At 69.6% G+C, this 20,706-nt stretch carries 32 protein-coding genes, 1 tRNA gene and 1 pseudogene; 5 read left to right on the top strand and 29 right to left on the bottom strand.

All coding sequences use genetic code 11. The features are described 5' to 3' along the window. Positions 1–10: 10 nt before the first annotated feature. Genes ABIA38_RS19030 through ABIA38_RS19020 form a run of 3 tightly spaced genes read right to left on the bottom strand, consistent with a single transcriptional unit; the run spans position 11 to position 728 of the window. The gene (locus tag ABIA38_RS19030; protein WP_424639876.1) at positions 11–193 is read right to left on the bottom strand and encodes a hypothetical protein; all 183 of its coding nucleotides are present in this window, start codon (positions 191–193) and stop codon (positions 11–13) included. Beyond that, positions 190–360, bottom strand: coding sequence for a hypothetical protein (locus ABIA38_RS19025; RefSeq protein WP_424639875.1), 171 nt, complete (start codon positions 358–360; stop codon positions 190–192). Before ABIA38_RS19025 ends, ABIA38_RS19030 begins: the two co-directional genes overlap by 4 nt. Beyond that, the gene (locus ABIA38_RS19020; protein ID WP_424639874.1) at positions 360–728 is read right to left on the bottom strand and encodes a hypothetical protein; all 369 of its coding nucleotides are present in this window, start codon (positions 726–728) and stop codon (positions 360–362) included. The genes ABIA38_RS19025 and ABIA38_RS19020 overlap by 1 nt, the downstream gene beginning before the upstream one ends. A gap of 230 nt (positions 729–958) precedes the next feature. Here ABIA38_RS19020 and ABIA38_RS19015 point away from each other — a divergent pair, with 230 nt between their 5' ends. After that, positions 959–1,282, top strand: coding sequence for a helix-turn-helix domain-containing protein (locus ABIA38_RS19015; RefSeq protein ID WP_424639873.1), 324 nt, complete (start codon positions 959–961; stop codon positions 1,280–1,282). Between the two features lie 365 nt (positions 1,283–1,647). Next, positions 1,648–1,794, top strand: a complete 147-nt coding sequence (locus ABIA38_RS19010; RefSeq protein ID WP_424639872.1) for a hypothetical protein — start codon at positions 1,648–1,650, stop codon at positions 1,792–1,794. 9 nt (positions 1,795–1,803) lie between these two features. Here ABIA38_RS19010 and ABIA38_RS19005 read toward each other — a convergent pair whose 3' ends face one another. From ABIA38_RS19005 to ABIA38_RS18900, 22 genes and pseudogenes are all read right to left on the bottom strand, one after another. Beyond that, positions 1,804–2,262: a hypothetical protein gene (locus tag ABIA38_RS19005; RefSeq protein ID WP_424639871.1), complete on the bottom strand. Its 459-nt coding sequence runs from the start codon at positions 2,260–2,262 to the stop codon at positions 1,804–1,806. A 131-nt stretch (positions 2,263–2,393) separates the two neighbouring features. Next, positions 2,394–2,525: a hypothetical protein gene (locus ABIA38_RS19000; protein WP_424639870.1), complete on the bottom strand. Its 132-nt coding sequence runs from the start codon at positions 2,523–2,525 to the stop codon at positions 2,394–2,396. Positions 2,526–2,555: 30 nt separating this feature from the next. Then, positions 2,556–2,834 carry a hypothetical protein gene (locus ABIA38_RS18995; protein ID WP_424639869.1) on the bottom strand — a complete coding sequence of 93 codons (279 nt, stop codon included), beginning with the start codon at positions 2,832–2,834 and terminating at the stop codon, positions 2,556–2,558. 255 nt (positions 2,835–3,089) lie between these two features. Then, positions 3,090–3,431 carry a DUF6283 family protein gene (locus tag ABIA38_RS18990; RefSeq protein WP_424639868.1) on the bottom strand — a complete coding sequence of 114 codons (342 nt, stop codon included), beginning with the start codon at positions 3,429–3,431 and terminating at the stop codon, positions 3,090–3,092. Continuing rightward, positions 3,428–3,793 carry a hypothetical protein gene (locus ABIA38_RS18985; protein ID WP_424639867.1) on the bottom strand — a complete coding sequence of 122 codons (366 nt, stop codon included), beginning with the start codon at positions 3,791–3,793 and terminating at the stop codon, positions 3,428–3,430. Before ABIA38_RS18985 ends, ABIA38_RS18990 begins: the two co-directional genes overlap by 4 nt. Positions 3,794–4,227: 434 nt before the next feature. Beyond that, positions 4,228–5,391 carry a hypothetical protein gene (locus tag ABIA38_RS18980; protein ID WP_424639866.1) on the bottom strand — a complete coding sequence of 388 codons (1,164 nt, stop codon included), beginning with the start codon at positions 5,389–5,391 and terminating at the stop codon, positions 4,228–4,230. Positions 5,392–5,458: 67 nt separating this feature from the next. Then, positions 5,459–5,722: a hypothetical protein gene (locus ABIA38_RS18975; RefSeq protein ID WP_424639865.1), complete on the bottom strand. Its 264-nt coding sequence runs from the start codon at positions 5,720–5,722 to the stop codon at positions 5,459–5,461. 71 nt (positions 5,723–5,793) lie between these two features. Beyond that, positions 5,794–5,925, bottom strand: a pseudogene (locus ABIA38_RS18970) (helix-turn-helix domain-containing protein); the annotation flags it as partial. A 146-nt stretch (positions 5,926–6,071) separates the two neighbouring features. Then, positions 6,072–6,434 (bottom strand): WhiB family transcriptional regulator, encoded by a 363-nt coding sequence (locus tag ABIA38_RS18965; protein WP_424639864.1) that lies wholly within the window; start codon positions 6,432–6,434, stop codon positions 6,072–6,074. A gap of 463 nt (positions 6,435–6,897) precedes the next feature. Further along, positions 6,898–7,119 (bottom strand): hypothetical protein, encoded by a 222-nt coding sequence (locus ABIA38_RS18960; protein ID WP_424639863.1) that lies wholly within the window; start codon positions 7,117–7,119, stop codon positions 6,898–6,900. After that, entirely contained in the window at positions 7,116–7,949 is an 834-nt protein-coding gene (locus ABIA38_RS18955) for a RusA family crossover junction endodeoxyribonuclease (protein WP_424639862.1), read from the bottom strand. Before ABIA38_RS18955 ends, ABIA38_RS18960 begins: the two co-directional genes overlap by 4 nt. A 26-nt stretch (positions 7,950–7,975) precedes the next feature. Beyond that, on the bottom strand, positions 7,976–8,671 hold the full coding sequence (locus ABIA38_RS18950) for a hypothetical protein (RefSeq protein ID WP_424639861.1): 696 nt from the start codon (positions 8,669–8,671) through the stop codon (positions 7,976–7,978). Between the two features lie 106 nt (positions 8,672–8,777). Next, positions 8,778–9,020, bottom strand: coding sequence for a hypothetical protein (locus ABIA38_RS18945; protein WP_424639860.1), 243 nt, complete (start codon positions 9,018–9,020; stop codon positions 8,778–8,780). Beyond that, entirely contained in the window at positions 9,017–9,754 is a 738-nt protein-coding gene (locus ABIA38_RS18940) for an exonuclease domain-containing protein (RefSeq protein ID WP_424639859.1), read from the bottom strand. Before ABIA38_RS18940 ends, ABIA38_RS18945 begins: the two co-directional genes overlap by 4 nt. Further along, positions 9,751–10,776 carry a recombinase RecT gene (locus tag ABIA38_RS18935; protein ID WP_424639858.1) on the bottom strand — a complete coding sequence of 342 codons (1,026 nt, stop codon included), beginning with the start codon at positions 10,774–10,776 and terminating at the stop codon, positions 9,751–9,753. Before ABIA38_RS18935 ends, ABIA38_RS18940 begins: the two co-directional genes overlap by 4 nt. Positions 10,777–10,778: 2 nt before the next feature. After that, positions 10,779–11,810, bottom strand: coding sequence for a YqaJ viral recombinase family protein (locus ABIA38_RS18930; protein ID WP_424639857.1), 1,032 nt, complete (start codon positions 11,808–11,810; stop codon positions 10,779–10,781). After that, positions 11,807–12,130 (bottom strand): hypothetical protein, encoded by a 324-nt coding sequence (locus tag ABIA38_RS18925; RefSeq protein WP_424639856.1) that lies wholly within the window; start codon positions 12,128–12,130, stop codon positions 11,807–11,809. The genes ABIA38_RS18930 and ABIA38_RS18925 overlap by 4 nt, the downstream gene beginning before the upstream one ends. Before the next feature lie 288 nt (positions 12,131–12,418). Next, positions 12,419–12,724: a hypothetical protein gene (locus ABIA38_RS18920; RefSeq protein ID WP_424639855.1), complete on the bottom strand. Its 306-nt coding sequence runs from the start codon at positions 12,722–12,724 to the stop codon at positions 12,419–12,421. Next, complete coding sequence (locus ABIA38_RS18915; protein WP_424639854.1) at positions 12,663–12,950, bottom strand: hypothetical protein; 288 nt, start codon at positions 12,948–12,950, stop codon at positions 12,663–12,665. Before ABIA38_RS18915 ends, ABIA38_RS18920 begins: the two co-directional genes overlap by 62 nt. A gap of 494 nt (positions 12,951–13,444) precedes the next feature. Further along, positions 13,445–13,570, bottom strand: coding sequence for a hypothetical protein (locus ABIA38_RS18910; protein ID WP_424639853.1), 126 nt, complete (start codon positions 13,568–13,570; stop codon positions 13,445–13,447). 548 nt (positions 13,571–14,118) lie between these two features. Then, complete coding sequence (locus ABIA38_RS18905) at positions 14,119–15,102, bottom strand: tyrosine-type recombinase/integrase (RefSeq protein ID WP_424639852.1); 984 nt, start codon at positions 15,100–15,102, stop codon at positions 14,119–14,121. Positions 15,103–15,203: 101 nt separating this feature from the next. Next, positions 15,204–15,277, bottom strand: a tRNA-Thr gene (locus ABIA38_RS18900). 175 nt (positions 15,278–15,452) lie between these two features. On the opposite strand from ABIA38_RS18900, the gene ABIA38_RS18895 reads away from it, so the two are divergent. Next, complete coding sequence (locus ABIA38_RS18895; protein ID WP_424639851.1) at positions 15,453–15,716, top strand: GlsB/YeaQ/YmgE family stress response membrane protein; 264 nt, start codon at positions 15,453–15,455, stop codon at positions 15,714–15,716. A gap of 177 nt (positions 15,717–15,893) precedes the next feature. Here ABIA38_RS18895 and ABIA38_RS18890 read toward each other — a convergent pair whose 3' ends face one another. Then, positions 15,894–16,379, bottom strand: a complete 486-nt coding sequence (locus ABIA38_RS18890) for a flavin reductase family protein (protein WP_424640060.1) — start codon at positions 16,377–16,379, stop codon at positions 15,894–15,896. A 462-nt stretch (positions 16,380–16,841) separates the two neighbouring features. Between ABIA38_RS18890 and ABIA38_RS18885 the strand changes: the two genes are divergently transcribed. Both ABIA38_RS18885 and ABIA38_RS18880 read left to right on the top strand, forming a co-directional pair. Further along, positions 16,842–18,500: a diguanylate cyclase domain-containing protein gene (locus tag ABIA38_RS18885; RefSeq protein ID WP_424639850.1), complete on the top strand. Its 1,659-nt coding sequence runs from the start codon at positions 16,842–16,844 to the stop codon at positions 18,498–18,500. 464 nt (positions 18,501–18,964) lie between these two features. After that, a complete protein-coding gene (locus tag ABIA38_RS18880) occupies positions 18,965–19,699 on the top strand; it encodes a CBM35 domain-containing protein (RefSeq protein WP_424639849.1) in 735 nt (244 codons plus the stop codon). Here the strand turns inward: ABIA38_RS18880 and ABIA38_RS18875 are convergent. Genes ABIA38_RS18875 through ABIA38_RS18865 form a run of 3 tightly spaced genes read right to left on the bottom strand, consistent with a single transcriptional unit; the run spans position 19,692 to position 20,689 of the window. Continuing rightward, the gene (locus ABIA38_RS18875; RefSeq protein ID WP_424639848.1) at positions 19,692–19,841 is read right to left on the bottom strand and encodes a hypothetical protein; all 150 of its coding nucleotides are present in this window, start codon (positions 19,839–19,841) and stop codon (positions 19,692–19,694) included. The genes ABIA38_RS18880 and ABIA38_RS18875 overlap by 8 nt on opposite strands. Before the next feature lie 3 nt (positions 19,842–19,844). Next, on the bottom strand, positions 19,845–20,195 hold the full coding sequence (gene trxA / locus ABIA38_RS18870; RefSeq protein WP_424639847.1) for a thioredoxin: 351 nt from the start codon (positions 20,193–20,195) through the stop codon (positions 19,845–19,847). Continuing rightward, complete coding sequence (locus ABIA38_RS18865; RefSeq protein WP_424639846.1) at positions 20,192–20,689, bottom strand: MerR family transcriptional regulator; 498 nt, start codon at positions 20,687–20,689, stop codon at positions 20,192–20,194. Before ABIA38_RS18865 ends, trxA begins: the two co-directional genes overlap by 4 nt. Positions 20,690–20,706 lie beyond the last annotated feature (17 nt).

Raw genomic sequence — 20,706 nt, 5'->3', positions numbered from 1 at the left:
CCGACGTCCGTCAGCCGTTGCGGCGACGGTCGTCGTCCTCCCACGCCTGACCGGCGCGGGCTGCCTTCTTGACTTGGGCGGCGCGATCCTCACGGCGCTTGCGCTCGGCCCACTCGGTCGCCGACTCGCGACCGCTGAACTTCCCGGCGGCCAGCCGCGCGTCCCGGTCGCTCATCCGCTGCGTGATGCTCACCGCTGCGGCCCCTTGCGACCCGGCATGTTCGCGGCCTCGACCGCGCGCGCTTGGTCCATGCCCTTCCGGTAGCGGGCTTGGACCTCGCGGTCGGCGCGCTCCTTCTTGGTGCCGTAGTCCGCCTTCGCCTCGGCGAGGAGCCGGGCCGCCTCATCGGAGATCGCCATCAGCGGCCACCGCCTTTTGGCGAACGCGGCGCCGGGATCTTCGGGATGACCGGCTCGTTGTCCTCGTCCGACCACTCGTAGCCCGCGTCCGCGATCACCCGACGCACCCGCAGCGCGTACTCACCGCGCGTGATCCCGAAATCCCCCACCGGCGCGGCCTTCATCGCCGCGTCCGCCAGGAGGGAAGCACCGCTTCGCGGGCCGCAGATCTCGTACGCCTTCGAACTCACCACGACAGCCAGCGCGTCCGGACCCAACTTCCCGTCCGGACGACTCACCGTCAGGTGATGGGCAACCGCGCCGAGGACGCGCATGACGTCCTCGGATCGCGCGTCCGCAAGGGGCGCTTTCAGATCAGTAGCATTCATCCGTGTCAGCTCCTGTATATGGCAGGTGTCTGGCACTCCGGCCCTCGCATGCATGCGCTCAGGCCCGAGGTTGCTGGCCCGGTATGCGACTACCGGGCCGTTCAGCAGCCCCGGAACCTCGCGTGCGACCGCGAGGGCCGGGGCATTTTTGCCGAGCAGCGTGGGCTGCTTGCTGAAGCGTATGGGATCCCCATACGCTATGCAAGCGTCAACCCGAGAAAAGGGACGGGATGACCGAAGAAGAGGCGGTCCGGGAGGAGGCGCAACGTGTGATGGCGGCACTAGACGACCTCGCGGCGATGGAGGATCCCGCCGCGCGGGCGCGGGCCATCAGCGAGGTCCTTCGGCAGCAGCCGCGTGTGATCAAGACGTTGAAGGCGCTTCGCCGTCAGTACGTCTTGGACCAGCGAACAGCGAAGGTGCCCTATCGGAAGATCGCGGCCGAGCTCGGTGTGTCGCTCGGCACCGTCCAGGACATCGAGCGTGACTACTCCGGGTCCGGCCGCGACCGCCCCAGAAAGAGGGCAGATGACTCGGACGCCCGAGCCACGTAGGCGAGCAGCGGTATCCCGGCTCTTCGACAACGCCGGTGTGCTGCGGAGCGAGGCGTAGCGGGGTGGCCTTCTTGCTGGCACCGAGGCAGATGTCCGCGCTGGCTCCGGCGCGCGGGGATCAAGCCCCGTTTGGTCAAGTTGAAGACCGCAAGCGGCCCGGCCGGACAGCGGAAGCCCTCTGGGCAGATCACGGCGACCGACCGCCCATTCGCGCGTGACGAAGCCGGTTTCGAGCTGCGCGCGCAGGGCGCGGCGCCGGGCGTTGGCCGGGTCCGGGGGCGGGAGCGGGGGAAGCTGGTGACCGGCGTGCCGTAGCCGCCCAGGAGGCCGCGCGCGGCGGCGAGTTCGCCGGTGAGGTGGTCGACGTGGGCCAGGAGCGCGGCGGCGTGCTCGTTGCCCACGCGCCCCCATGCTTCGTGGGCCAGGGCACCGGTCACGACGCCGGTCTGGCCGATCGTGACGGCGAGTTCGATGTCCCCGCGGATCGCGATGAGTTGCTGATCGGCGAGTAGGGTCATCTGTCAGCCTCGCAATTCGGCGGCGTGCTTTGCCAACAGTTCGGCGGCGTGTTGCCTCGCGTAGTGCTCGGCCACGCCGCATTCCTCGTACAGCTCGGTGAGCTGGTGGAGGGCGGTTCCGCCGCGGTGGTGTTCGTCGCCGGGTGTGACGGTCACCCATCGGTCGACGACGACGGGCCGCAGCCGGACCTCCGTGCCTTCGATCGTTTTGCCACGCCAACCGTGGTCGTCAGGGCCGTAGCCGACTTCGTGGTCACCCACGTCGATGGGCGACTCGTACTCGACGGCGTAGGTCTTGTGGTCGTCGTCGCAGACGAAGACGACGAGCCGCAACTGGCTGTACTTGAGGATCGTGATCTGCTCGTCGTGGCGGATGGATTGGCTGAACTGGATGTCCTCGGGGTTGTACGGCGGTACGCCGTGATGGGCAAGTTCGTCACGGGTGAAGTTCCTTGTGGTCATGGGGTGTTCCGTTTCGGTGTGTGCAGGGGGCGGCCGTCGGTCGGGTCGACGTCGAGCGACACGGTTTCGCAGGCGGTGCCGGTGCGGTGGTCGATCAGCGGCAGGAGCCCGAGGCGAACGGCGGCGCCAAGTCAGTCCCGGGCGGCGGTGATCCACGCGCGCTGTTCCTCGTCGCCCAGCTCGCGCCAGGACCTGGGGTCGCCCGGAGTGGTGGCGTGCGTGGTCCGGGCCAGCGCGGCGATACGCGGGTCGGTGTAGTACACGAACCGCTCGGGCGCCAGCCGCCCCGATGCTCACGACGCGCCTTGTTCGGCCTGGTTCGCCTCGCGGTGGTCGCCTGGCTGTTCGGCGACGGTGCAGCGGTTGTGACTGGGTGCGGCACTGGTCACCAGCGCCACGCACGCCCTGTGGCGGAACTCGCGGGCCATCGCAGTCAGGAGCGCGGCGGGTAGGCAGACCAACCCGAGTGCTTTGAGGGTGTGGCCTTCGTCGAACGCGGTGACCGCCGCGAAGGTCGAGGCCATGTACATCACGAGGTAGTAAGCGATGACGAGCGTGCGGGGCGGGTTCAACGGGTGGCTCCCTGCTGGTCGGCGTTGGTGGTGGTCGGGGAATCGGCGGCGAGTGCGGGACAGTCGTCGGCGTGCGGCCGGGTCATCTCGGACGGGGCCAAGGGCAGGTGCGGGCGGGGACGTCGGCACGTGCATGGACGAGGAACACGCGGTTGCCAAAGATCCACATCTCGGCGCCAGCGGCCGGGTGGTATTCGTTGGCGCCCGTGCCCATCACCACTTCTTCACCCGAGCCCGCGCGGCTTCCATCTCGGGCTAGGTCTCGAACAGTGCCGGCCAGCCCTTGCCGGGGGTCAACACCCGGTGGGGAATCCGCCGCTGCGCGAGCGCCAGGCGCAACCTGAGGTGTCGGTCTGCCACCGTCGCGATCCAACCCGCGCAAGCCATCTCGCGGCCCTCGGGCGTCTTGTGGTAGGAGAACATCGGCGCGCCCCACCCGGGTTCGTCGTGCCCGTGCTGCGGGCTCGTCGACCGCAGTTGCACGTACCGCTCGGTCGTGAACTGCCCCGTCGGCGTATCCCGCCGCCACAGACAGCGTGCACACGGACGGCGCCGGTACGGGGTGGGATCGCTGCCCGCGAGGAACAGGCCGGTCATGCCGCACCATCCCCCACTGCGGCCGACTTCGCCGGGACGGACTGCGGCTTGCCCGCGATCCACGCGCGCAGCGCCTCCGCGAACACGGTCTGCTCAGCGGCCATCGCCGCCTCGACCTGCTCGATCTCCGCGCGCTGGGCAGCGATTCGCCTCACGTGGTCACGCAGGTGCGGCGCGCGCTCGGCGACCGCCCTCCCAAGCCACGGCGGCATGATCTCCACGAAGTGCCTCGGCGTGCGTCTCACCCGGCCGGGCCCAGGATCCAGGCACAGGCCGCAGAACGCCCGTACCGCCTCCGCCGATTCGAGGTCCAGCTCATTTGTCACCGGCGGCGGCGCGGTCGGGCTGTCGTGACTGCTCAAGGTGTTTCTCCTTCGTGGTGCGGGGCGTCGTCCGGCGCGGCCCGCTGGGCTGAGCGGTGGCTGGCGCTGCTCGCCAGTGCCCGGGGCACGGCACACGGCCCGTATCGCTCCGTTGCGGCCTCGCGGTCCGACTGGTGAAGGCACCGCAGGACGTCCTCCGGGTCGACGTCGTCAGGCACGGGGAGCACGGGCCGCAGCTGCGGCGGACCGCACAGCAGGCACCCGCTCTCGGCCATCGGGTCGCCCGGCCCGGCGGGGTGCCGAACACACCAGTTCGCGCGCCGCGCGCCGCGCGCCACAAGCCGACTCGACGAGGCCCCGGCCTGTCCAGTTCGGCGGTGATGTCCGCGAGCGTGGTGTCGTTCACGTCGTGGATCTCGTGTACGCGCCCAGAGTCCGCAGCGAGTAGGACAGTTCGGGTAGGAACTGGGGGTTCATGCGCTGCTGACCGCCAACTCGGCCAGCGCGGCCGACTCCTGCTGGCAGTCCCGGCACAGGTCACCGCGGTTCGCCGACCGATGCGCCCGATCGCAGCGGTCGCAGGTCACCAGCGGCAACCATCCGGGCTTGCGCCGTGCGGGCGTGTGCTGGACCGGGATCACCGTCCACGGGGACGAGGGCACCCACGCCCCGAACGCGACCTGTGCGGGCGGCTGCTGGGTGGCGCGGCGGTCCTCCGCCTCACGCTCACACGTCCGACACAGACTCTCGGTGTCGAGGTCGGTCCCATCGTCACACCGGGCGCTCGCGCAGTTCCCGCGCCGTACCAGCGCAACAGCCACACCCACCGGCCGCCGGATACCCGGGCCGCCCAACTCCGGGTCAGCCGCCGCGTAACCGTGGTTGAACCACCGCCGGTCAGCACGCGCCGTCAACTGCTCGACGGTCAGGTCCCGGTCCAACTCCGCACGAATCGCATTGGCGATCACATCCGGCAGCAACTCGGGGAGCAACTTGCGCAGATCCGCTGGCAACCGGCCGATGATCGCACCGACCATGCCCACGTTGAGATCGCGGACACTGCCTGCTGCGGCGCAGCCGCTCGAACGCGCGCCCCTACCTACGTTGGATGGCCTACGGCCGGTAGTAGGGGTCTTTACCGTTTTCTTCTCAAGATCGTTTTCTGTAGTAGACGTACCACCGTGTGGTACATCGGCCTGACCTGCGGAAACATCCATCAGCGAAGGTCGGACCGGCGTACCGGCAGGTGGTACGTCGGTGCGGGTCGCCTCGACCGGGGCCACGACGGCCGCCGAGCCGCGATCCGGCACCGCAGCGACCCGGGCCACCGGGATGTTCCGCGCGGTCAACTCGGTCCCGAACCGGCCGCCATCGAGGCGTGAAACTTCCGCTTCGAGATAGCCGTGTTCCTTCAACTCGGCCCACGCGAGCCGAAACACCCGACGACCTGGACTCCGCTGCCCAAGACGCCGCTTCGACGCCGCCCACATCTCGTCGGCGGTGATCCTCCAGCCGTCGGGACGGCTCAGGATGTCGACCAGACACCCGCGCGCCATGTGCGTCAACCGGTCGTCCTGCGCCAGGTTGTTCGGGACCTGGACGTAGTCGCGGGTGAGGCGGGTACGACAAATCCTCACCTAGCCTCCTCGGTGGTCAGTGGGGTGGGCCCGGGACCGGTCGGCCCCGGACCCGTGTCGCGCGCGGTCAGTCACACGAATCGCCGTCGCCGCCGTGGTGGTGCTTCCGTGGCTTGACCGGCTTCGACGGTGTGGGCTTGTGGGTCTCGGCCGGCGCCGGTGGATTGCGGCGTACGAGCGCGATCACGCGCGCGGACGCTGGGCCGGCGAGGAACGGCCCGTCGGCGGTCGGGGGCGTGGTAGTGCCCAGGGAGAAGCAGCCTTCATCGCAGTCGTTGGGTCCGTCGCCCTCGGCCGCTGCGAGGAGCACGGCGAAGACGAGCAGCGCCACCAGGACCGCGGCAGCGACGGCAAGACGCCGGGCGCCCACCCCTTGCTCGAACGCGGCTGGCGGTGGCGGAACTTCACCTCCGCTTCGGCCAGCAGGGTGTGCGTCAGCCCGTACGACAGGCCGTGTTCGTCGCCCAGATCTCGGATCGACAACCCGGTCCTGTACTCGTCCGCGAGGCCGGCGCAGTCGTTCGCCTTCCGCTCCGCGCCGGTTCGGACCGCGCCGTCTCGCGGTGGAGTCTTCCTGCTTGATTGGTTCGGTCATCGTCGTCCTCCCGGTTGGTGTGTCGGGCGGCTCGGGCCTCCCCGTGCGCTGCGCTGGCACGTCGGGCCGCGCAGTCGCGACGCCCCTAGGCCGCCGCCTCCGTGCCCGCCGGCCGCGTTGCCCGGCCCTGCTCCGGCTCCTGCTGCTCCGCCCGGGCGGCCTGTACTTCGCCACGTAGTTCGGCCAACTCCTCCCAGTCCAGGCCGCCCCAAACGCCATGGGTCTCGGGGAAGGTCATAGCGTGTTCGAGGCAGGCAATCCGCACCGGGCAGCCGCCGCAGAATGTGGCCTTCAAGTGGCGTGCGTCGCCCTTCGCGCTCGATTTGTTCTTGTCGTGGAGCGGGAAGAACTCGATGCCGTCCATGGCCTTGCCGGCGCACGCGGCGTCGTCGGTCCAGTGCCGATCGCGATCGAGGTTGTTGGGGGCGTAGCGACTCGGGCGCGGCATGGTCAGCTCCTGTCGTCGTCGTGGACACGTCCGGACAGGCACGGACATGATCCGCCGGACACGTACGGACACGTCCGCTTAAACCCGTCCGGGGGCGCCTCGACGGCCACGTCATGGGACATGTCCGGGCACGTGTCCGCGCAGGTCAGGGGGCGGGTGCGCGCGGCGCGGACGGTGCGTCCGGGCAGCGTGTCCGCGTGTCCGGCGGACATGTCCGCTCCGTGTCCGAACAGGCACGGGCACCCGCTGACGAGCGGGCCCGGCCGGCGTGGTGTGCGGACGAGTCCGCACGAACGCGGTCGGGCGCGGATGGACGCGGACGGTTGCGGACGGACGCCGCGGAGCGGCCGGCGAGGCACCCCGAACAGCGCCCACCCGACGAACAACACGCCCAGCGGCAGCGGCGACCACACGAGCACGCCGTCTACGATCCGGCCGACTGCCATCACCACGTCGGCCCACATCACGACGCACCCCGACCGGCCACCAGCCAGCGTTCGATGGTCTTCGCCGACACACCGACCGCCTTCGCGATCGACTTCGCGGAGCGCCGCTCTTCCGTCATCAGGCGCGCCGCGTAACGCTGCTCCCGCTCGGTCAGTTCCGGGCGCGGCACGGTACCCGCGAGGATGAGTGCGACCGCGACCTCATCGATGGCGCACGTCCACTCCGAGCCGGGGATCACGAGCCGTCCCCGCTCCGCGCCGATGAGCCCGGCCGGGTGTCTTCGACCCGGTAGAGGCGAATCACCGCGCCTTCGGTGGCGAGGACGTCAGGTACCCGGCCGTAGTCGGTGGCGTAGCGCTTCTCCGCCCGGCGATACCCGACGATCTGGGCGTCGTCGACATATCCGCCGGCGGTCGTGATCGCGTCGCCGGTCGATCTCAGCAGCTTGTCCAGGTCGGGGATCACGTGCGGCCGGAGCGGCGCCGATGCCCTCAGCACGCCCGCGTTGCGGCCCGTCCCGAAGTGCCCTTTCGGACGCCGGACAGTGAACACGATCGATGCCTCAAGCGGCCCGGTGAGTGGGGTCCAAGGGCCTTGTCCACGGCGGCGGTTGATCTCCTGCCGCACCGCCCACACCACGGCCTCACGCCAGGGCCTGACGCCAACGGACGAGTCGATCATCCGCCCCGCGCCCACATGCCGCTTCGAGCCCTGCGGCGCGGGCGTCCCGTGCACCGCTACCGACAGCAGCGCCCCGGTCGCCACCGTCGCACCGGTCTCCATCCTCGGACCGGCCTGCTGGGGGATCCGCGGCGTGGCACACAACCGCGGCCACGTCAGACGCTCACCCAGCGAACCCACCGTGTCCGGGGGATCGTCGACGTCCAGGTCCGCGACGAACACCCGCTCGGTCAACGCGCTCAACGCGTCGACCGGAACGCCAGCCGCTCGGATGAACGGGTCCGCTTTCGTCAGGAATGCGCGTTGCGGAGACCACACCGGGACGCACACCCACACGTACGCGGTCTCGTCGTCGTCGCTCGGTCCTCCAGCCTGCTCGACAGCCACGACCTTGAGGAACGTTGTCGAGGCGGTCACAGGACATCCCCGTCCGACTCGTCGAGCAGAAACGGGACAGGGACCGGGAGCGGCGGCGGGTCCTGCAACCGGGGCGCGATCCGCCACTCGTGCGCCAGCATCTCGACCCGCGTCACCGCCGTCCCGTCGTCCTGCTCCGTCCCCGGCGCAACCGTGCTGCCGCTCGTGTGGGGTCGGAACCTCGTCAACAGCAGTGCGTCCGCGTCGGGCGCCGCACAGTTCGCCTCGGCGGCCACCCACCGTGGCAACTCCTCGGCCGCAGTGTCGAGATCGCCCATGAGCTGGTCGAGCAGAACCGTGACCGTCTCGCCTGCCCGCCACCCGGGCACCTCGACCCGTGCGGTACGCGTCCTCGGGTCCACGTCGAGCACGCGCACAGGCGTCACGACCCGGATGTCCGTCCGCGCGGAGAGGTAGAGCCGACCGAGATCGGTCAGCGCCGGCCGCCCGTCCACGAACGTGACCAGGCCCAAGTTCTCCCACGGCACCCCGGAGACGTCGCCACCCACCCACTCCCGGCCGTCCGCCACGTGCCGCAGGTACGACTCGACGTCGACCGCCAGCGGCCTTTCACGCGCGCGCAGGGTCGTGACCAGCCGCGCGAGCCGCCACGCGGCCGTGTGCGGCGTCTCCGCCGCCGAGCACGGACAACTGCGAACGGTCTCCTGATGCTCGGGGGGCGTGGACCCCACGCACCCCATGGTGTGGATCCGGCCTCGCCAGCACAGCGCGGCGGTGCAACAGGGGCAGTCAGGACAATCGGCTTGCGCCGGACGTACGTACTCCAGCCCGAAGGGCTCATCCACGGGGTGTCTCCCTGATCGTGGTGGTTCTGGACGCCAGGCAGCGCCGCCGCCCGGCGTCGAAACGTTGGGGGGTTTGACACGCCTCGGCCGGGCACCAGGCCCAGGCCGGGCCGAGCCGAAATCCGGAGGTGGGCGGGCCGGGCCGCTGATGGCGGCGCGCGTCGCGCGCCGTCATCAGCAGCCGCCGACTCACGCCCGGCAACGCGGTGTCGCCGGACAGGAGGTGATCGGTCAACGCCAACCCCACCGGCGCGGCGCGGCCACCCTGCGCGGGATCACCGGCCAATCCGTCCGCACACCCGGCGCAAGGTGGGCTTTGCTCGGCATGCGGTGGAAGTAGTTCCGAAGGCTCTCCTGCTGGGTGGCCGCCCACCGGACCTGCGCCTCGTGCACCTCGTACAGCGGCGCCTCCGGCAGCCACGAGTTCTCGCGGCCGATTGCCTCGGTGACCGCGCACGCGGCGACAGCATCCGCGCAGGCGTCATGGGCGCCGTCGTGCGTCACCTGGTACTGGCTGCATAGGTCCGCCAGGCGGCGGGGCCCCGGCCGGTACTGATCCACGAACCGATCCAGCACGCGCGGGTCCAGGACACAGATCCGCGTCGCCAGATCGGTGAGCGATTCGAGGCCGTACCGCTCGGCCTCGCGGTCCAACAGGGTCAGATCGAAGGCGGCGTTCATGACCACGATCGGCAACCCCTGCCGCGCCGCGTCGACGAGTTCGGCGACGACCTCGGCCACCACCTGCCCGGCTGGCAACCCGGACTCGCGAACCGCGTCCGTGGTGTACCCATGCACGGCGGTCGCCTCCGCCGGGATCTCCACCCCTGGATCCGCGACCCATGTGCACTCGTCGAAGGACCGACCCCCGGCGCCGTAGTGCACGACGGCGGCCGTCACGACCCGATCCCGCTCCGGGTCCAGACCTGTCGTCTCCAGGTCAACCCCACACATGACGTCCCAGCTCATCGCGTTTTTCCCTTGCCCTTCCGGGACTTGCGCGTGGTCCGCTTCGGTTGTGACCTCGGCGGCAGGGACTTCTTTCGGCTCGACGGCCGGATCGCGATCGCGGCCGGCTGCAGCTCCGGCGACCCTTCGGCCGCCCTGTGAGCAGCAACCGCTTTCGCCAGGGCTTGGACGTCCTCGCCCGGCGCATGCACGACTTGGACCTGCCCGCCATCACCGGCGTCGTCGGCCCGCTCCAGCGCGGTCAGCTCCGATGACGTCGGGACAAGCCCGAACAGGCGACGCAGCGCGGACTTGCGCCACATCTCGTAAAAGTGGGTGTGCCAGAACGAATCGCGAGCCCCGGACTCCTCGGAGCGCTGGTACGCCTGGCTGTACTGATCGCGGATCGCCTCCGCGTCCGGTCGAGTCAGGATGATGACCTGCGACCGCGCCCCGCCCGCGAGCCACGCGAACGCGTACGCAAGAACCGCTTCTCCACGCTCCGCCGGATCCTTCAATAGCGCTGGCTTGAACGTGAAATCCAACGGGGCCGGCGCAGACGGCTCGACCGACCACTCGTCGCCAGCGCGGATCAGCCCGACATGCACCGACCCGACCTGGCCGGAGCGGTACATCAGCTCGACGTAACCCTGATACATCGGCACGAACACGGCCCGGCCGTCCTCGCACCGGATCACGGCCTGGCGACCGTCCGGAAGCAGCCCGAACCGAGCACAGGTCAGCAGCGCTTGCAGCAGGCTTGCGGGAGTGCATCGGGTCAGCGACGGCAGCGCCGCCCGCGTCGCCGCCATGAACGTGGCAGCGGGCACGCACCCGGGCAACGCGCCGCTGAAGTGTTCGCCGTACTGGTCGAGCCATTTCATGATGGCCGCGGTGGTCTCTCCGCCCTCGGCCTGCTCGGCGGCGTGCAGTTCCTCCGGCGTCGCGTCCGCCACGACTTGGGCCGGTCGGATATCTGCCGTGGGCTCGGGCCGTTCGGTGGTGGCCGCTCGGACGCGGTCCTTCAACGTGGTCAGGGCCACGGTCAGGCCCCCTTCGCGGGGACACGGAGGACACGGGCTCGGTACGCGTCGTACGTCTTGGGCTTCTCCGCCTTGAGGCGGTCCAGGTCCAGGGCCGGCACCATGTGCGTGTACTCGGCGGCCAACTCGGGCTCCGCCTCGCTGAACTTCCGGCTGGCGAAAGTGCCGTTGGCCTTCCAGGTCCATGCCGGTTTGCCACCAGCCCTGGCGATGTCGTTCTCGCCGGAAAGCAGCCGCATCTCGTTCTCGACGGCGCGGATCTCGGCGGCGAGCGCTTTCTCCCGGACCTTGAGGTCGTGGCGGCGGGCGCGCAGTTCCGTGGCTTGGGAGACGTCGATCTCGGTGATTGTCTCCGGCTTGACCGACCAGAGCTTCGCCAGCAGGTTCGTCGTCGCCTCGTAACCGTCGGCCGGAGGCGGGAAGCCCTCCACGACGTGACGCTCGTACCACCGGCCGCAGTAGTCGACGAGGTAGCCGATCATTTCCTCGTCACGCTCGATCAGGTGCCAGCGCAGCTTGTTCCCACCGACGAGCGCAGCCACGTAGCCGTGCGACCAGCCGCCGACCGCGAGATACCAGTGGAGCTGGATCGCGGGGGCATCTGGGACGCACTCCTCCCAGTCGTCGATCTGGTACTCGCTGCGGTTCTTACACTCCAACGGCCCCATGACCGCGCCATCTTGGCCAAGGACGTACCGATCAACGTTGGCCAACATCCACGGGTGATCGGTGTGCACGAGAGTCCCGGGCGGCATCGCGACGGCCAGGCCGGACCGCTTCGAGAACAGGTGGGCCACGAACCCCTCGATCTCGCTTCCGACTTCGGCGGCCTCGGAGGTCACCTCGTCGGGTCGGCCGTGCTTCTCCTCGTAGACGTGGCGCGGGCTGGTGTACCTACCGCCGCCGAGACCGAGGATCGCGGCCACGTCAGACCCACCGATCCCGGAGCGGCGGGTCTCCCTCCACACGTCATCCGGCGCGGACGAAGAGAGCAGCAGGCGCGCGGTCGGTGCCTCCGGCATGCAGGTGGTCACTTCGAGTCCTTACGGCACGCGTGAGCGAGGAACTGGACGGCCCGGCGGACGGACATCCAGCCCCCGCGTGTCGTCAGCTCCTCGTCAACGAGGCGGGCGATGGCGCCGAGACCGGCGGTGTCGAGCGCGCCAACGGCCACGCCGACGTGGAGGCTGGGTGCGCGGTTCGCGAGCCCTTTGGGGAGGGCGACAGTCCGCTCGGGCGCCGGGATACGGGCGACAGCAACAGCCCGCAGGTACTTGTTGAACGCTGCGTAGTCGCCAGCCGCCGCGTCACCGACGGGGGCATCGCGCCCCGGCCGGAACGACGTCCGCGCCATCAGCGGCCACCGCCGCTCGCGCGGCCGGTGCCGCTCTTGGCCTGCCGGGGCAGCGCTGCGACCAGCGTCCGCCGCGTCCGTACGCGCGACGGGTGGCGCAGCTCCCGGCATCGGTCGCAGGTTCCTGCCTTGTGAGGCTCGGTACAGTCCTTCACGGTTCCTCGATTCGTAGGTGGTTGAGGTTCCTGCGGCACTTCGGGGGCGGCATCACGGCCCGGCACGGCTGGCCGTCCCCGGGGGCCGCGACCACCGACAACGCAAGCGCTGGCCGGTGGACGGGGGGCGAGATCAAGCGGCTTCGGGCTTCGACTCGCCGCTCTTCGGCCGGGGCGCCTTCTTCCGGCGCGCGGCGGCGGCCTGCATCGACAGCCGCGTGAAATAGGCGCTGCGCCGAGACTCGACCATGGACCGCAGTTGCTCGTCGGTCAGCGACTCACCACGCTCGGCGGCCTCGGCCCGGATCGCCTTCTCGAACCGATCCCAACTGCCGGCCCGCGTCGCTGGCTCCGTGCGAGCGCGTCGATCCGCCGTGTTACTCCAGCTCGTGTGTGACGCGAGCCGTGCCCGCATCGACCGCTGTGCCGGGGTCATCATGACCTTCCTCCACATCTTCGTTCGCGTACGCGAACGAATTGAGCACGAAAAACGGATTGAGCACGAACAGAGCATCGAGATGGACGTCGACGGCCCACGCCATCCGGGCGGCCGTCTCGGCGCCCACAGTGGGGCGCTCGCCCTTGATCAGGGCGTGGATCTTCCTGGTCGACAGGTCAACCGCTGCCGCAAGGGTTCGCACGCTGTGGACCGTGCCGCCCTCCATCGGTCCCCTCATCAGTCGAAGAAGCAGGGGACCATCGCGCAATGTGAACTCGCCGCGAGCTCGGGCCACGCAAACCAACCTTTCGTATTCGCGTTCGCGAACGGGAACATGCAAGCACGTTGGTGCGCACGTGTCCAGTTGGGATGGGACGATCGGCGTGTCGTGCACGCTCGCGAGTGTTTTTCGGTCGAGCAGTGCAGGTTGGTGTTGGTGTACGCGTTCGCGAACGTGGACACTGGGATGTGGGGAGCCACCGTGTCGCGCGGGGCGTAGCTACGCAATCGACGCGGGAGCCAAGAAAATGAAACCAAGGCAGTGTGATCAGCACGATGACGACACCGGAGACACTTACGGACTTGGTGGCTGCCCGCGTGGGCACTGGCCGAAAGCTCACTTTTACGCGCTTCGAGGAAGCGGCCGTCGACCCCAAGCAGCGGACGCGGCCAAGCCGGAACGTCCTATGGAAAATCGCCAAGGGCCTGCCCATCATGGTCTCACCGTCGGTCGTCCGAGCCGTCGCAGCGGGTCTCGGAATAGACCCAGAACGAGCAGGTCGAGCGGCTGCCCGCCAATACGTTGGTCTGCGGTTCGAGGGCGACGATCCATGGCCTGACGCGCACGGCCCCGAGGTCGTCGTGACGGTGGTTCACGATCCACGGCTCAGCGGCGACGACCTGCCGAGGACTCGTGCAATTGTCGAGGAGGTTTTGGGAGAACTTGCTGGTCCTTCGAACAGCGAATACCGAAATTATCAAACTCGAACGGATCGGGAAGATTCTTCACATTAGCTGTTTGCCACTGCATAGGGTAATGGCCTCGTTGCAGGTCCTACGTGGCGGGCCTCGGACAACTCCGCGTGTTTCGAGGGGGCCTACGACAGATTCACCTACACTCGATCACCCCGACGGTGACGTTCCGCGGCCCCTGCTTTGTGTTGAAGCCCGAGTCCTCGACGATGGCGCGCCAGTTGTGATTCTGGACCACCCCAAGCAGGTCCGGATCATTCTCGACTCGCGAGCTGACGCCGAAACTCTTGCCGCAGCGCTCACCATCGCACTGCGGAAGAACCTCGCTATACGAGACGGATCGGGCCTCTGGGCAACCAAGTGAGCCACCCTGGCCACGGCCCCCGCGAGTTGTCGCGGGGACCGTGGCCAGGGTGGCAGCCCTACCTCCCTCGGGCGGTGGCGCCTCCCAATCGGTCCGCGGGACTCAAGCGCGCGTGGGCCGCCTTCGCCCTGGCTTTGCTCGTCGAAGCGGCGTACCGGTTCAGCATCGCCCGCGATTTCCACCCGGCGATGCTCATCAACTCGTCGTCGCCTCCGCCGTGGAATCGCCACAGATGCGCGAAGGTGTGCCGGAATCGGTGGGGATGCACGTGCTCGATCCCCGCCTGGATGCACCGCCGCTCCAACATCTGGTTCACGCCGCTGACCGTGAAGGTCGATTTCTTCAGCACGCCGCGCCACAGCGGGGCATCCCTCTCCAATGCGTCGGGCCCGGCCAACTTCTGCAACGCGCGGAAGTACCGGTCGAGGGCGACCGCAGTTTGCTTGCCGAACGGCACCGACCGGGGCCGCTTGCCCTTCGCGACGATCAACATGACCTTCAGGTCGAGATCCACGTCACTGATGAGCCGGTTGACCAACTCGGCCCGCCGAACGCCCGTGTCGAGCAGGAGCATGATCATCGCCGTGTCGCGACGGTCGGTATACGACCGGCCTCCGCAGCGCCTCAGGAGCCGTTGCAGGGCGTCCTCGGGGACGATCTCCACCTCCTGCTCGGGCACGATCGGCGCCTTCATCCGCGCCATGGGCGATCTGTCCAACTCCTCCTCGATGTCCGTCATCCAGTTGAAGAAGGTCTTGAGCGAGCGGAAATGCTGGTGGGCGTTGCCGGGCGACGTGCTATCGAGCAGAACTGTGATGTAGCTCTCAACGTGTTCCCGGTGGATCTCCTCCTGCGTCGTCGGCGCGGGGCGGGCATCCTCCTCGGGCACGTAGGCGAGGAGATGCCTGGCGAGGCCCATACCGGCGGCCCGGTAGATGCGGACGGTGTTGTCCGCGAGGCCGCGCGCGCGAATCGACCTCAACCACGAAGCGACCATCGGGCGCAAGTCGTAGGGGGGATCCGGTTCGTTTTCGGTGGTCATGTCCGGAAGGTAAAGCAATCGGCAGGCGCCTACTGTTCAACCGACGTGCTACAAGCCAAAAAGGGCTTCTGATCGCGTTTCCGCTGGTCAGAAGCCCTTTGAGCCCCGAGTCGGGTTCGAACCGACGACCCCGCGCTTACAAGGCGCGTGCTCTGGCCAACTGAGCTATCGGGGCGTGTACCGGACCATTTTGCACTGCGGTCACCCGGCGGGCGCAACCACCTTAGAGCTTTGTGGCCTGGGCGTGTTCGCGTTAACGCGCGGTGATCGTGGGGAACAGGAGACACCTGCCCGGAAAAGCCCGGGTCGGGATGTTTTGTAACGCTGCTGCCCGCCCGGTGGAGGAACCTGTGACGTTCGTTGGCTTGATCTTCGCCGGCATCATCATCGGCGCGCTGGGGCGGCTCTTCCTCCCCGGGAAGCAGAAGATCGGTTTCCTGGCCACGATGGCGGTGGGCATCGTGGGCACGCTGATCGGCTACGGGATCGCCGCCGGCCTGGGCGTCGAGGACACCAAGGGGATCGACTGGATCCGCTGGATCATCAGCATCGCGGTGGCGGCCTTCCTGGTGTCGCTGGTGGTCAAGTTCACCGGCAAGGGAGCCCGGCGCTGACTCCCCGCTGGAGCTGACGGTCCGTCAGGGACGGTGCGGGCGGCGGGCGGACGGGCTGCGGTGGACGGGCTGCGATCAAGGGGCCATGGCCGGTGGAGTGTCGAGGTGGCCGAGGATCGCGGTGGCCGACCCATGGGATGTGCCGGCCCCGGCCGGATCGGGACGGACCGCGCGGGGTCAGCCCAGGCTCCGGTAGCGGCCGCGGAAGTGCAGCAGTGGCAGCCCCTCGGGGCTGGGCAACTCGGCGGTGAGCACCTCGCCGACGTAGAGGACGTGGTCGCCCGCCTCGACGACCTGATGCGTACGGCACTCCAGGGTCGCCAGCGCGCCGCCGACCAGCGCCGCGCCGGACGCCGGGCCGCGGCGGTGTGGGATGTCGGCGAACATCAGCCGGTCGCTGATCCGGCCGGGGATGGCGAACCGGCCCGCGATGTGGCGTTGGCTCTGCGACAGCAGCGACACCGCCCACAGCGGCTGTTCGTCGAGCACGTCCCGCATCCGGGCCTCCTCGCGGAGGCTGATCAGCACGAGCGGCGGGGCCACGGACACCGACATGAACGCGGTCGCGGTCATCCCCACGTCGTCCACGGGTCCGCCGTCGGCGGGATCACCCTCGACCGCGGTGATCAACACCACCCCGGCGGCGAACCGCGACATCGCCATCTTGAACACGTCGGCCTCGACGGGAGGCGCGGGAGACTGGGGCACGCCTCCAGGGTATGCGGCCGACCCCGATGCCCCGGCGGCGGTGACCGACGCCGGGTGTGCGGCGGTGCGGGCGGGCGGTGATCCCGGCGCCCGATCGGCTGTGCCGCAGCCCGGTGACACACAGCGGAGCGGCCATCCGTTTCTGATTGGGCGTCAGGTGGCCCCGGCGAACCCCGGGGTTATTTCCCGAAAGTGGGCTCCCGCCTCGTACGATGCGCCTTGGACGGCGGCGGAGGACCTGATTCCGGGGCGGCCCGGCGGTCCGACTCGATACGGTATGAAGCGTGAAGTGGCTCACAGTGACAGTCGGATCGATGACGGAACGTCGCCAATTCGAAGCCCGCTGTGATTCAGTTTCTCTGGTAAACGGACGATATCTGTTCAGAAGACACCGGCGTCGACCCCTGGGGGAGACCCATGACAGCCGAGACGGAGACCCACGTCCGGTTGGCGACTTTGCGCCTTTTGAACCGCGTCGTCGCCGACCTGAACGCCACGCGCGACCTCAAGGACACCCTCCAAGCCGTCGTCGACGGTGTGGTCTCGGGCCTCGGGTTCGGGGTCGCGGCGGTCAATCTCGTCCGCGCCGACGCCGATCTTGAGGTTGCGGCGGTGGCCGGCAACGACGAGCTGCGCAAGGCGATGGCCGGCCAGATCGGTTCACGGGAGGGATGGGATCGAATTCTGGCCGCGGCCGAGCCGTGGGGCCCGCTGCGCTTCCTCGGGCACCACAGCTCGGGGCCGGCCGACATGGGCGACGTGCCGAGCTGGATACCGGACCTGCCGATCGGCGACCACCCCGAGGCCTGGCACCCGCGCGACGCGCTGCTCGCGCCGCTGCACACGCCCGAGGGCGACCTGGTCGGCGTACTGTCCGTGGACCTGCCGGTGGACGGCCTGCGGCCCGCCCCCTGGCGGCGCGAGGTGCTCGGCATGTTCGCGGCGCAGGCGGCGATCGCGGTGGACAACGCGCGGCTGCGCAGCGACATGCAGCGCGCGGTGGCCCGGCTCGAGCGGGAGCAACTGGCCTTGCGGGCCAGCGAGGAGAGCTTCCGGCAGGCGTTCGAGTACGCGCCGAGCGGCATGGTGATGACCGGGGTGCGCGGGCACGAGCAGGGGCAGCTGTTGCGGGCCAACGACGCGCTGTGCCGGATGCTGGGCTACCCGGCGCCGGTGCTCAAGCGGCTCGGCCTCGGCGCGTTGGCGCACCCGGAGGATCGGCCGCTGCTCGGCGGGCACCTGGGCGGGACGGTCCCGGTGGCGGGTTGTACCGAGCTGCGTCTGGCACGCAGCGACGGAACGTATCGCTGGGTCTCGCTGCGCACCTCGCAGGTCGCGGACGGGCTCGGCGATCTGCGGTTCGGATTGACCCACGTGGAGGACATCGAGGATCGCAAGCAGCGCGAACAGGCGCTTGTGCACGAGGCCAGCCACGATCCGCTCACCGGGCTGCCGAACGGGCGCGAGCTGCGGGCTCGGCTGGCCGCGCGGTTCGGGGTGAAGTCCGGCATCCCCGCCGGGGTGCCGGGCGGGGCGGTGGGGTCCGTCGGCGAAGTGCACGAGCCCTACGCGGACGAGTGGACGATGCCCTCGAGCGCGATCCTGAGCATCCCGGACGGCCTCGGCCTGCCGGAGGGCGCGGTGGTGGTGGTCGACGAGCCGCCCGCGGCCGAACGGCGCGGCGTCGCGCTGCTGTTCTGCGATCTGGACGGGTTCAAGCACATCAACGACAACTTCGGCCACCACATCGGCGACGTGGTGCTCAAGGCGGTCGCCGAGCGGCTCACCGCCGCGGTGCGCGAGGGGGACACGGTGGCCCGGCTCGGCGGCGACGAGTTCGTGGTGCTCGCCGACGGGATCGGGCGCGAGGAGGCGGAGGAGATGGCGGTCCGGCTGCGCCGGGCGCTGTCCGTGCCGATTCCGGCCGAGGGGCTCGCGGTGCCGCTGGAGGGGGCCAGCTTCGGGATCGGCTGGGCGGAGGAGGCGGCCGAGCCCGAGGACCTGCTGCGGATCGCCGACGAGCACATGTACGCGAACAAGCGCCGCCGCGATCGCGCGCAACGTCGGGCGGGGTAGGCGCGGGTCGGTCGGGCTGCGGCCGGTCGGGCGGACGGTTGGCCGGCCCTGGCGCGGGCCACCTCCGCATGGGTGGATCTCTTGCGCGTCTCGGGTGAATTCGGTCACCGATCGGGTGTGGAATTGGGACCGGCCGAAGCGGCTGTGAACAGGCCGGGGGCGGGTGTGTGCCCGGTCTCCATACGCGTCGGTAGGGCGTTTTCGTGACAGTCCCGTCACGCGGACATCGCCACTTGCGTCGCCCGTCGCCCGTTAGTGTGATGCCTGGTATTGACAACGCTTGGCCTGGCGCACGTAGGGAGGACTACCCGATGACGGCGGGTACCAACGGTGAACCTGAAGACCCGTACGGGTACCTCTATCGGCCGGCGCCGGGTGAGGAAGCGGGCGAGGGGACAGGGGCAACCGGAGCGTACGGTTCTCCCGCCAATCGGATGATGCCGCAATATGTGCAGGTCGGGCAGATGAATTACGGTCAGCCCCCCGCGCATACGCAGCCCCAGGCGGCGATTCCGGCCCAGCACGAACACGGCGGCGCGCCGCCTCCCCAGCAGGCGCCGCCGACGCGCGGCGGCGGCAAGGGCGGCGGGCGCGGCGCGATCATCGCCGCAGTGGTGGCGGTGGTGGTCGTGATCGGCGTGGTCGCGGTCCTGCTGACGAACAACAGCGGCGACGACAAGGACAAGAAGGCGAAGACGCCGGTGACGACCGGCGGTGTGCAGACCAGCTCGACGCCGTCACAGCCGGCGACGCAGCCGGCCGCGCCGTCGACGGCTCCCGGTGGGAAGTTCGCGGTCCTCGAGGCCAAGGACGCCGCGCCCAGTGGCGGTGCGGCCCTGGTGCCGGGCGTGACCAACTCCGCCGGCGGCAACATGGTGGACATGCAGGTCGTCGGGTCGACGGTGACGCTGAAGGTCACGCCCCCGAAGGCCGGGACGTACTACCTGGCGGTGCGATACCTGAACCCCGCCCCTTCCGGCGATCAGCAGACGTTGTCGATCATCGTCAACGGTACGAACACCAAGAAGCAGTCGATGCTGAAGTCGTGGGGCACCGGGAACAGCGTCACCGGGACCTGGAACAACGTGACCCTGGTCGACGGGGCCAACGAGATCCAGCTCACCTGCACGGCGAGCGACAAGTGCAAGGCTTCGCTGGATCAGATCTGGGTGTCCGACCAGAAGCCGGACTTCAAGTAGGACCGACCGGCAGCCGATCCCCGGCGCGGACGCCGAGCGGGCGCGCGGTGTCGCCGTCGTGGCCGGAGACGGCGAGCAGTTCGGCGGAGTCCCGGTAGGCGACGAGTTCGCCCGAGGCCGCCTCTGTCGCCGGGCGCGGCACTGCTCAGCGAGCGTGGGCGTTGGTGCCGAGTACGTTCGCGTCCGCGAGTTCGGCCAGGATGCGGCGCTTGGGGCGGGCGCCGACGAACTGCTTCACCGGTTCGCCGTCGCGGAAGACGATGAAGGTCGGCATGGACAGTACGCCGTAGCGGGCGGCCACGGCCGGGTTGTGGTCGACGTCGAGCTTGGCCACGGCCAGGCCGGGCTCCTCGATCGCGAGTTGGTCCAGGACCGGGGCCATCTGGCGGCAGGGGCCGCACCAGTCGGCGGTGAACTCGACCAGGGTGGGGCGCTCTCCGCGCAGTACGACTGCGTCGAAGTCGGCGTCGGTGGCGTCGTGGACGTGGGTACTCATCGGGGCTCCTCGGTGGGTGGTGTGGCGGTGGGCGTGGGTGGGCCCGGGGTCAGGGCGCAGCGGGGTTCGGGTGGGTCGGGCAGGGTGGCGGCGGCCTCGGTGGGGGTGCGGTTGGCGCCGTCGGGCTTTTCGGCCGTGCCGTGGTTGCGCTCGGTCTGGTCGAGTTGGGCGGCCAGGTGGGAGCGGATGCGTTGCATGCGGTCGATGCACGCGTCGAGTTCGGCGAGTTTGCGGCGGTAGACGGCGACCGACGCGGGGCACTCGTCGCCGGCGTCGTGGCCGGCGCGCAGGCACTCCACGAAGGGGCGGGTCTCTTCGAGGTCGAAGCCGATGCCGAGAAGGGCGCGGATCTCGCGGACCAGGCGGGCGTCGTCCTCGTCGTAGTCGCGGTAACCGCTGCTGGTGCGGCGGGCGGACAGCAGGCCGCGTTCCTCGTAGTAGCGCAGGGTTCGGGTGCTGGTTCCTGCGCGCTCCGCAAGTTCTCCGATGCGCATGGTGGGAACGGTAGACC

It is taken from the genome of Embleya sp. AB8 (genome assembly GCF_049739465.1).
Classification (GTDB): domain Bacteria; phylum Actinomycetota; class Actinomycetes; order Streptomycetales; family Streptomycetaceae; genus Embleya.
Note: the sequence above shows the minus strand (reverse complement) of the source record. Positions and strands in the feature narration are given on the sequence as shown.